Genomic DNA, 10,646 nt, shown 5'->3' on the forward strand with positions numbered 1-10,646 from the left:
CTTGCAGTGCGCCAGTTGATAAATTTAGAGCCTTGTTTAAACGAGGCATCACATTCGTTTAAAAAAGAGGTTTCGGAAATACCGATTTGTTGTAATGTGTCGCGCATTGAAGGCCAAGTTCCTTCACCCACACCAATAGTGAGAATGTCACTTGATTCAATCAGCGTAATTTGAATAGGGGTAGGTAATGACGCATTACTGTGCTCGGCTGCAAGAATACTGGCACTTAACCATCCTGCACTGCCACCGCCCACAATTACAACCTGTTTTACTGCATTTGTCATTACTACAACACCTGATTTTTCAGTCACATAATAGTTATATTAGATGCTACTGAGAGATTTGCGAAAAAGCCGCGCATAACGCGGCTTTTTCGCTATTTTGGCTATTTAAAAGGTATAACGTACACCGATGTTGAAACGCGGCCCTGTTTGCGTCACGTTAACAACCTGTAATGATGAACGCTCATGGGTACGGCTGTACTCATCTGTAAGATTAATACCTTCTAAGAAGAGCGTCAGGTTCTCATTGTACTCGTAGCTTACACTTGCATCCCACTGACCGTATTCTTCAACAAAAATTGGGTTTTGTAAGCCAAGTGTATTAACTGTGCTCGCTAAGAACTCATCACGCCAGTTGTAAGCAATACGAGCTTGAATGCCGTCTTTATCGTAAAATGCGATAAAGTTATACGAGTCACTCATACCAAGGATTGCAAACTGCTCATCTTGTGATTCTTTATCGTAATCGATATCACCATCGACAATCGTTGCGTTGGCAATCACACCAAAGCCTGATTCACCAAATAAATGCTGAACTGCAAATTCCCAACCATAGATTTTTGCATCTTCTTGGTTAACAGGAATTGTGATGTCGAACATTGCAAAGTCATCACCCGGTACACCTAAAATAAAACCATTTTCATCCAGTGTTTCGGGGTAGTTTTCTTTGATGTATTCACGAATGAGGGTGTTGTTGTTACCCACAGCTGCAACAGCTTCAGCATAACGGTCGCCCATTGCAGGGTGAGCTAGGCTAAACGCCTCTTCTTCAACCGTGGTACGGCCGATGAAGTTTGTACTGTCTTTGACAAAATAACCAACTGCTGCGTAACTACCTTCGTCGTAATACCATTCAACTGAAAGATCTAAGTTATTAGATTCAAATGGTTTTAAGTCAGGGTTACCACGGCTACCGGTACCACCGTCAATACGCACTAGCGAGTTAAGTGTTTGACCACCTTGGATATCTGCATAGCTTGGACGAGCAATGGTTTTGCTGTAAGAGGCACGAAGCAATAGGTCTTCAACTACTTCAATGTTGAAATCCACATTTGGTAAGAAGTTACTGTAATCACCTGTTAGGTTAGTAAAGCCTTGCTCACCAGTTGCAACTAAGTTGAACTCGTTATCACCCGCCCACGCAATATTGTTGTAAATTGGCACTAAAGCTGCTGATGTTACGTCAGTTTGCTCATAGCGTAAGCCAATGTTTAGATTGTATGGTAAATCTGCGATGCTGCCTTGGAAGTTAGCTTGTACATACGCCGCAAGCTGCTCTTCAGTAGTACGACGGTCTGTAGTGTAGTTTGAAGAGGCACAGAAAGAAGTACCACAATCACCTGCTGAACCGAGTGCTCCGTATAGATCATTGGCAGTTTGACGAACTGAGTCGAAATCCCATCGGAAGAATTCTTCAAGTAACATATTTGACCCAGCACCTGGTACATCAAAATGTGAGCCTACATCATCTAGCACAAAATCAATGCCGCTTAAGTCACCTTCTGCACCAAGACCACCCCAGTTGTCTTGTTGCACGTTAGAAAACGCTGAGCGGTTTTTAACTTCAGTTGATGAAATACCAAAATCAATGCTTGAAAGGTCGCCATTGTCAAAAACAAAAGTACCGTCAAACTGTGCTTGCGTTACATCACTACGCATCATGCTATTACGGAATGAACTACCTGTAACGCGCATATCTTTGCTCTGAATGCCGTTAAAGCCATCAGGATAAGTAATGCTCAGCACAGGGAAGTCTTTGCTGAAATCGGCAGTGGTTACTGAGCGCACCCAAGTTGCCATACCAATTACGTTGTTACTTCCGAAAGGGCTATCTGGGCGAGATTCAGCACTTGAATCATGGTAGTCAAAACGCAGTTCAAGGTTATCGTTAACTTGCCATTCAACGTTAATACCAAGCGATTTGTTTTCGTTTACCGTATCGAAGCTACCTGCACCCATTGCTAAATCACCTGGTGCACCAAACGCTTCTGAATAAATAATTGGTGCTGCAACTGGGCCGTCAGACCATTCACCTGTTGAAGGACCAAAGTTGAACCATGCAGAAACATCATTGTATTGATCGGATACTTCGTTTTTCGCATACGTGTAATCAAGAGTCGCAGTTACATTGTCCATTGGACGGTACTGAATAACCGCTTGACCATTGGTACGTGTGCGTTGCACTTCGTGGAATGCATAGCCTAAACTTTGCGGCACTGAGTAAATCGAATCAGCACTTGGGTAATTAGTGTGTGCGTTATCACCATCTGGAATTAAACCGCCCCACTCAGCATTACCGCCGCCCCAGTCCCAACCATTAATATTGCCTGGGAAAGTACGCCAGCCACCACTGTTAGCCTGTACGTTACCGCTTTCACGCTCTTGATAAGAGCCTGATAGTGCAATACCAATAGTATCTTCAGCGAAGGTATTGCTGTATAAACCTGAAAGCTCAGGTGTAATTGAAGCACCTTCGTCAGTTGATTGATCCATTACACCTTTTAAACCAAATGTCGCTTTTTGACCTGGTGAATTAAGCGGCTTAGTGGTCAGAATATTAATGGTTGAGCCCATACCACCAGATGGTACGCTTGCTTTACCTGTTTTATAGATTTCCACGCCAGCAATGCCTTCAGCGGCAATATTTGCGAAGTCATAAGCACGTGATGTTGATGCAGTAGTTGCTTCAAGTGATGATGCTGGCATCTGACGGCCATTAAGTGTTACAAGGTTGTACTCTGGGCCAAAACCACGAACAGTTACCTTGCTACCTTCACCATTGGCACGGTCAATAGATACACCTGAAATACGTTGCAGCGATTCAGCTAAGTTTGTATCAGGAAACTTACCAATATCTTCAGCAGAGATTGCATCAACAACACCGCTTGCCGAACGTTTTACATCCAAAGCCTTGATTACAGAGCCACGGATACCCTTGACCTCAATAACTTCCACATCGTCTTTTGTCGCCTCATCGGCGTACATTGGCGTAGATAAAACCCCCAGTATTACGGAGAGACTGGTGGCTATCTTTGTCTTTGCAAAGCGATTGTTTTTCATGCTGTCTGCCTTAATTTAGATATCAGTTCTTATTAGAATTATTGTCATAATGTTGTTGAATTAACAGAACGCTCAATTCCCCTTCATGAGTATGTAAGCGCTTTCATTTCTCAGGAAATAAAAACGCGAACAATGTAAGCGCTTACATAAAAGTAAGTCAGAACTAAATAAAGATCAATTAATTTTATTTATGGTTACTGGTAAATATCTAGTTATTAGTTATATAAAATATTTATTTTTATAAAAATCATGTGGTTATTTGTTTTTCTCGGATGCATTCTTTTTTATTTTGTCATCACTGAAAAGGGGCTATCTGAATTACACTTAGTTCACAATGTTTGAGTTGTTACTTCTAAGAGGATTGTTCATGTTTAAAACTATAAATCGCAATCTGATAGACCTCGTTAAAGTTAAATAAATTTTGTTCTATATATTTCGTTTAGTGTTTTTTCATAACCAAAATTTGACGGATTTTATAACCCTAACCATTATTAATTGATGAAAAAAATGGTGTTTCAGCGTGTCACGCGTTTTGCAAAAAAAAAACAATTTAACAGCGTTCTTTCGGCGCTTGTTTTGCTGTTAGGGAGTCTTATATCAAAGCCTATTTCAGCACAAAATGGTGCTTCTATCGTATTTGATGATATTGCTCAGGTGATGCAGCAATATGATTTTGAAAGTGGGCTGAGTCAAGCTTCTGTTACAGCTATTTCACAAGATAAATTTGGTTATATTTGGCTAGGTACTCAGTCGGGTTTGAATCGCTTTGATGGCAAGCGCTTTAAACACTTTTTTCCTGCTCAACCACTTTCAAACAATCTTGCTGGGGGTTTTATAACTGCATTGTGTAGTCAGCCTGACTTTATTTGGATTGGAACTCAAACAGGTTTGTCGCGTTATTTTTATGAAACGGGCAAATTTGAACGAATCGAGTTTCAAGATCAAAATCAATTTTTAGCGCGAATTAAAAGCTTGTCCTGCAACCAAGATTATTTAGTGATTAACACAGAAAGTCATGGTGTCTATATTTATCAGCCCGACAAGGGGGCCTTTTTTGAGCAGGAGGTTTTTAAAGATGATTCACTTAGGGCTATAGATTTCACGCAATCCCATTGGTTTGCAATTACAGCAAACAGCATTTTAACAAAGCCTTTTAACTCAACAGAAATTACCTTGCTTTTATCGGGGAAATTTAAACAGGTTTCGGTTCGAGATAATCACTTTGCAGTGTTAGATGAAAAACAGCGAGTGTGTTTTTACCAATTGATCCCTTTCACTTCACTTTGGTGTAAAGCACTGCCAATTAATGAAATGGCAGAGGTCTTTCAATTAAGTTTATTGTCAACAGATTTACTTATAGCATCGAGCCAAGGTGCTTTTCAGTTATCTTACGATGGTGAAATTATTCATCATTTTAAGCGTCAAAAAGGCAACCAAAAAGGGCTTGGCGAAAATGCTGTCCTATCAATATTTAAAAGTTTAGATGGCGATATTTGGCTTGGCACAGAAACGCAAGGTCTGTATCACTATCGTGACTTAAGCAATGCATTTGGTCATGTTTATAAATTTGAAAATGCAAATCGGGTAAATGATTTTTATGATGTAAGAAGCTTTGAATATGACCGTAATGGTGCTCTTTGGATAGGCACATCAAAAGGAATATATATCTATAAAGACAAAAAGTTTTTTGCTGCAGAAAGTGTGTATCCATCTCTTGAAAAGTTTAGCAGTGTATTTGTTACAGACCTTTTTATTTTTGACGATGAACTTTGGATAACAAGCCGAGGTGCAGGCTTAGCAAGACTCAATTTTACATCAGGAAAAACATGGTTGGTTAAACCAAAAATCGGCTCTCAAATAGTTTCAAGCTTTAATTCAGTTATTAGTTTCAAAGGGAAACTATTATTTAGCTCTCGAGGACAAGGTTTACTCGCTTACAACCCCGAGACTGACCAGTTTAGTCATTTTTTTGTAGAAAATGAAAATGCACCTACTCATGTATCAGGGCTATACAGTGATGGGAATAACTTGTGGTTTGGCAGTATTGGGCAGGGGTTATTCAAGTATGATGGTGACTCACTTATGTCGATTAACCAATCACAAGGTTTAAGCTCAGATTTAGTATTTATGATTGAACAAGATGAACAACAACGCATTTGGGCCGCTACAGACAAAGGATTAAGTATTGTAGACCAAAAGATGATGCTCTTACGTGTTGTTGAGCGAAAACATGGGCTTGCTAATAATGCCATTTGGGCATTAGTAAAAGACGATAATGGCAATTTTTGGGTGGGTACCAGCGGTGGTATGAGCTATATCCAAAGCGATGATTTTACCATTCGCAATTATTTACGTAATGATGGCATTCAATCGAACGAATTTAATTATAATGCTGTTTTAAAACAAGCAGATGGACGGTTGTTTTTAGGAGGCGCGAATGGTTTCAATCAATTTCATCCTAACGCTATAGCGAGTGCGGGAAAAAAACCAAATGTACAACTTAGTGCTATTAACGTGCTTGAAAAAGAGCTCACACCAATTAATTCTCCTGAACTCTCTACAGTACCAGAACTGACAAAAGCACTTACCCTGAAAGCTGAGCAAAATATTCTTTCACTTGCTTATTCATCAACCAGTTTGGCATCTGACAAACTATCGCATCTTTACTATCGTGTGCTTGGATTAAGTGATAAATGGATCAAATTAGAACAAGGTAGAAATCAAATTGATTTAATTAATCTTGCTCCGGGTGACTATATCATTGAGACTTTTTTAGTAGATCGTTTTAATACGGCCTCTGACAAACATCAGCTTAAAGTCACCATAGTGCCTCCTTGGTGGGCCACTAAAATAGCTAAAGTCACTTATCTGCTAGTGTTTTTTTTAATTGCCTTTTTGATTATTTATTCACGTGTTAAACGTTATCGCCAAGTACTCATAGATAACGATAAAATGAAACAACTCAATGAGCGTTTTGAGCTTAGTTTATGGGCAAGTGGCGATGATTTATGGGACTGGCATATAGCAAATAATACCATTCACCGCTTTAGTGTGAGTAGTCAGCTGGATTTTGGGATTCATAATGAAGCTGTGCTTTTAGATGAGCTACATCACTATGTGCACCCTAAAGATTGTGTTTACTTAGAAGATAAGCTTGAGCGTTGTATTTCGGGGGAAATTGATAGTTACGAAATTGCTATTCGCATGAAAGAAAAAAACGGTGGGTTTCGTTGGGTGCGTGACCGTGGGAAAGTGGTGAGTCGAAACAGTGCGGGTATTGCAGAGCGCATTGCTGGAGGTATTCAAGATATTCAACGATTGAAGGAAAACGAACTTGCGCTTGAAAAACTCAACCAATCACTCGAAGTAAAAGTGCAAGAGCGTACGCTGCAACTAGAACAAAATAACCAACAACTTTTACAAACGTTAGATGACCTTGAAAAAATGCAGCAAGACTTAATCGAAAGTGAAAAAATGGCCTCGTTGGGAAATTTAGTTGCAGGCATTGCACATGAAATTAATACACCGCTTGGCATTGCAATTACTGGCGTATCTGCCTATCAAGAAAGTATCGCATTAATTGAAACTCAGCTTGCAAATAAAACACTCAATCAAGCAACATTAGTTAATCAAATTAGTAAGCAGAAAGAAGCTTATTTGCTAGTTCAGCGAAATTTGGAGCGTGCTGAAGCATTAATAGCCAACTTTAAGCAAGTGGCGGTAGATCAATCTTCTGAGCAAATGCGGGAAGTGCAGATGAGAGAGTATTTAGAACAATTACGTACTTCACTATCGCCATTAACCAAAGGTAAACAAGTTATGATTTCAGTAGCCTGCTCAGAGAGCCTTATTGTAGAGACCTATCCGGGGGCATGGTATCAAGTCATGTCGAATTTGATTCAAAATTCAGTAACTCATGGTTTTGATGGCCTTGAGCAAGGTCATATCGCGATTACAGTGACTGTTAATAACGGTAAACTTGTAGTTCTGTATCAAGACGATGGAAAGGGGGTTCCTGAGGAGATCCGCGCACGTATGTTTGAACCCTTTGTAACCACTAAACGCAATCAAGGAGGTAGCGGCTTGGGAATGCACATTGTTTATAACTTAGTAACCCAGTTACTAAATGGCGAAATCACTAGTCGAAGGGTAGAAAATCAAGGTGCGGTATTTGAAATTGAATGTTTTGTGAATGTAATTAGTGAATAAAGCCCCTTTCAAATCACTTGAAAAGGGCTTTCATGTGGGCAGGAAACCTACTGACACATATGCATAGCAGGTGTTTCAGATTGCACTATTTTAATATTGGCTAGCGATAACGCTAGCGCCTGTGATGAACCAATTTCAAATGGCACTACCAGTTGATTAAACTTAATTCCTTGCTGAGTAAAGCATGCTAAGTCAACGGAAAGGGTGTGCCATTGACCATCTGACTTTGCATTGAGTAAGTTGGCAATGTCCATTTTACTATGACAGCTACCAGGGATATCTGCGGTGCCTTCACAATTCATAGTTAACCATACATCTTTCGCGTTTTTGCTATCCATCTTCACATCAAAGACTAATTGCGTTTTGTCCGATACTAAAATGCTTAAGTCTTCTCGGAAATGACTTTTACTTGCAAAGCGAAGACCTGCTGGTTTTTCGCCAGTGATTGAAATTTTGCGTGCATCTTCTTGAATAACTTTATCAATGGTACGGTAATTGATGCCGTCAAGGCTGATGGTGCTAGACATAATTTGCTCACTGTTATCACCTGAGAACACCCATGCTTGCCATGGCTTTTTCACTTCACCTTCAAGAATAGACACACTCTTCACATCGCCCGCTTTACGCTCAAATTGCTCAGGTAAATCGTTTGGTACGGTAGTATTTGATGTTGATGTTAATCCATAGCCGAAAGCAAATAGCGGTTTTTCATCACTGGTTTTATAAAAATCAACGTGCTGATTAGGGTTGATTGGCCAGCTAAATGGCAGTTTGCCTTTAAAATCAAAATTCACGCTGTTATTTGCATTACGAAGTAGCACATCGGCAATCGCCGCACCTTCTGAGCCAGGTAGCCATGCTGCAACAAACGCAGTTGAAGCATTGAGCTCAGCATTAACCCACATAGGGCGGCCGCTAATAAACACTGCTACAACCGGGATATCGGCAGCTTTAAATTTGTTAAGTAAGGCAAGGTCGCGTTTTTCACCCGCTTGGTACTCAAGAGTTGCACGGTCACCATGACCTTCGGCATAAGGCTCTTCACCAAATACCACAATCGCAACATCTGGTTTCTCTGAGTAACTGCCATCAAGGCTGTAATCGAGTGTGCCGCCCGCGGCAGTTACTTGACTGCGTAGGCCATCTAAAATAGATGAACCACCAGGGAAATCACTATTTTGGTTATTCGTTCCTTGCCATGTGATTGTCCAACCGCCTGACTGTTTACCAATATTATCTGCTGCATCACCAGCCACTAAAATGCGCTGTTTTGGTGATAACGGTAATAGTTGTTGGTTGTTTTTCAGCAATACTAGCGATTCACGCACTGCTTGTGCGGCAACGTCACGATGCGCTGCTTGGCCAATTAACTCTGTTTTACCCGAAAGTGCTCTGTCTTTAGGACGCGGCTTATCAAATAAACCCGCACGGAATTTTACGCGTAGAATACGACGTACGGCATCATCGACACGTGATTGTGCAATTTCGCCAGCGTTTACTTGTGCGATGGTATTTTCCATTAATGCTTTCCAATCTGAAGGCACCATAAAAATATCAAGGCCGGCGTTAATTGATTGCGCGCAACTTTCATTGCTACAACCCGCCACTTGCCCATGACCATTCCAATCACCAACGATAAAGCCATCGAAAGCCATTTTGTCTTTTAGCACATCGGTTAGTAGGTATTTGTTACCGTGTACTTTTTCGCCATGCCAGCTATTAAATGATGCCATTACAGACTGTGCGCCAACATTTAAACCGCCAACATAGCCCTGCGCGTGAATATCAAATAAGTCTTGCTCAGATGATATATTATCGCCTTGGTCGTCACCGTTTACTGTGCCGCCATCACCCACAAAGTGTTTTACGGTACTAATTACACGCTCATTGCCTAAAAAGTCTTTACCCACTTCACCTTGTAAGCCTTTTACTACTGATGCCGCATAACTGCGAACAAGTGCTGGATCTTCAGAGTAGCTTTCATAGGTACGGCCCCAGCGGTCGTCTTGAACGACTGCAACTGTTGGTGCAAATACCCAGTCAATACCGGTTACCATCACTTCTTTTGCTGTGATAGCCGCGATTTGTTCCATTAACTTTGGGTTATTTGCCGCGCCTAAACCAATATTATGTGGAAATAGTGTTGCCCCAATTACATTGTTATGGCCGTGCACTGCGTCGGTGCCCCACATAGTAGGGATCGTCGAACCATCCAGTGAGTCATCAATTGACGCCATATACATATCGTCGGCGAGTTTAATCCAGTCTTCTGGTGTAGCGTGTTTATCGCCATTTGGGAACGAACCGCCCCCATTTAGATAAGAACCAAAACCATAACGGCGCATATCTTCAACGGTGATATTGCGAATTTCAGGTTGGATCATCTGCGCGATTTTTTGCTCTAGCGTCATTTGCGCTAGAAGCGCATCAATTTTACTTTCAAGCGCAGCATCATATTTCACAGGGCTTGTAATTTTTGGCCAAATATCATTTTTAGAGTTTGTTGATTTGGCATTGTCATTGCCCGACATACAGCCGCTCAGAGCCAAACAAAGTGCTGAGAGCGAGAACAGGTGTTTATTCATTGATTTGTCCTTGAGTAGTTGATGGCACATGTCCTTTTACACCGTAGAATACGATAAACACGTAACATACAGCAGGAATAATAAATGAGAGTGTAAGGCCGATAGTATCAGCTGCAATGCCTTGGAAAACAGGAATAATGGCACCGCCAACGATAGCCAAACATAAAATGCCAGAGCCTTGTGAGGTGTGCTCTTTTAAGTTGTTAATCGCAAGGCTAAAAATAGTTGGGAACATAATTGAGTTACATAAACCCACAGCCAGCATGGTCCACATTGCTATAGGGCCAGAACTTAACATTGATACCACAATCAGTACGATAGCAAGGGCCGCATTAAAGGCCAGTACCGTTCCGCCAGATACTTTTTGCATCACAGCAGCACCAATAAAGCGACCCACCATCGCACCGCCCCAATAATAAGCGATGTATTTAGCGGCAGTTGCCTCTGTCATTTGTGTTGTACTGGCACTTGAAATGTAATTGATTAAGGTACTGCCAATAGCCACTTCAGC

Annotated in this window: 5 protein-coding genes; 1 reads left to right on the forward strand and 4 read right to left on the reverse strand. The window is 41.0% G+C overall.

Annotated elements, in window-relative coordinates:
- Positions 1 to 284, reverse strand: a 284-nt coding sequence (locus ABYD77_RS14855; RefSeq protein WP_372770904.1) for a tryptophan 7-halogenase, incomplete at its 3' end; no start/stop codon positions are given.
- 105 nt (positions 285 to 389) lie between these two features.
- Positions 390 to 3,341, reverse strand: a complete 2,952-nt coding sequence (locus ABYD77_RS14860) for a TonB-dependent receptor (protein ID WP_372770905.1) — start codon at positions 3,339 to 3,341, stop codon at positions 390 to 392.
- 507 nt (positions 3,342 to 3,848) lie between these two features.
- Here ABYD77_RS14860 and ABYD77_RS14865 point away from each other — a divergent pair.
- Complete coding sequence (locus ABYD77_RS14865) at positions 3,849 to 7,550, forward strand: ATP-binding protein (protein ID WP_372770906.1); 3,702 nt, start codon at positions 3,849 to 3,851, stop codon at positions 7,548 to 7,550.
- A 47-nt stretch (positions 7,551 to 7,597) separates the two neighbouring features.
- Here the strand turns inward: ABYD77_RS14865 and ABYD77_RS14870 are convergent, their stop codons facing one another.
- The gene (locus ABYD77_RS14870; protein ID WP_372770907.1) at positions 7,598 to 10,135 is read right to left on the reverse strand and encodes an exo 1,3/1,4-beta-D-glucan glucohydrolase; all 2,538 of its coding nucleotides are present in this window, start codon (positions 10,133 to 10,135) and stop codon (positions 7,598 to 7,600) included.
- Positions 10,128 to 10,646 (reverse strand): glucose/galactose MFS transporter (gene gluP / locus ABYD77_RS14875; RefSeq protein WP_372770908.1); only part of this gene is annotated, 519 nt, incomplete at its 5' end. The genes ABYD77_RS14870 and gluP, both read right to left, overlap by 8 nt.

Origin of the sequence: Pseudoalteromonas sp. (assembly GCF_041629635.1) — a bacterium.
Classification (GTDB): Bacteria; Pseudomonadota; Gammaproteobacteria; order Enterobacterales; family Alteromonadaceae; genus Pseudoalteromonas.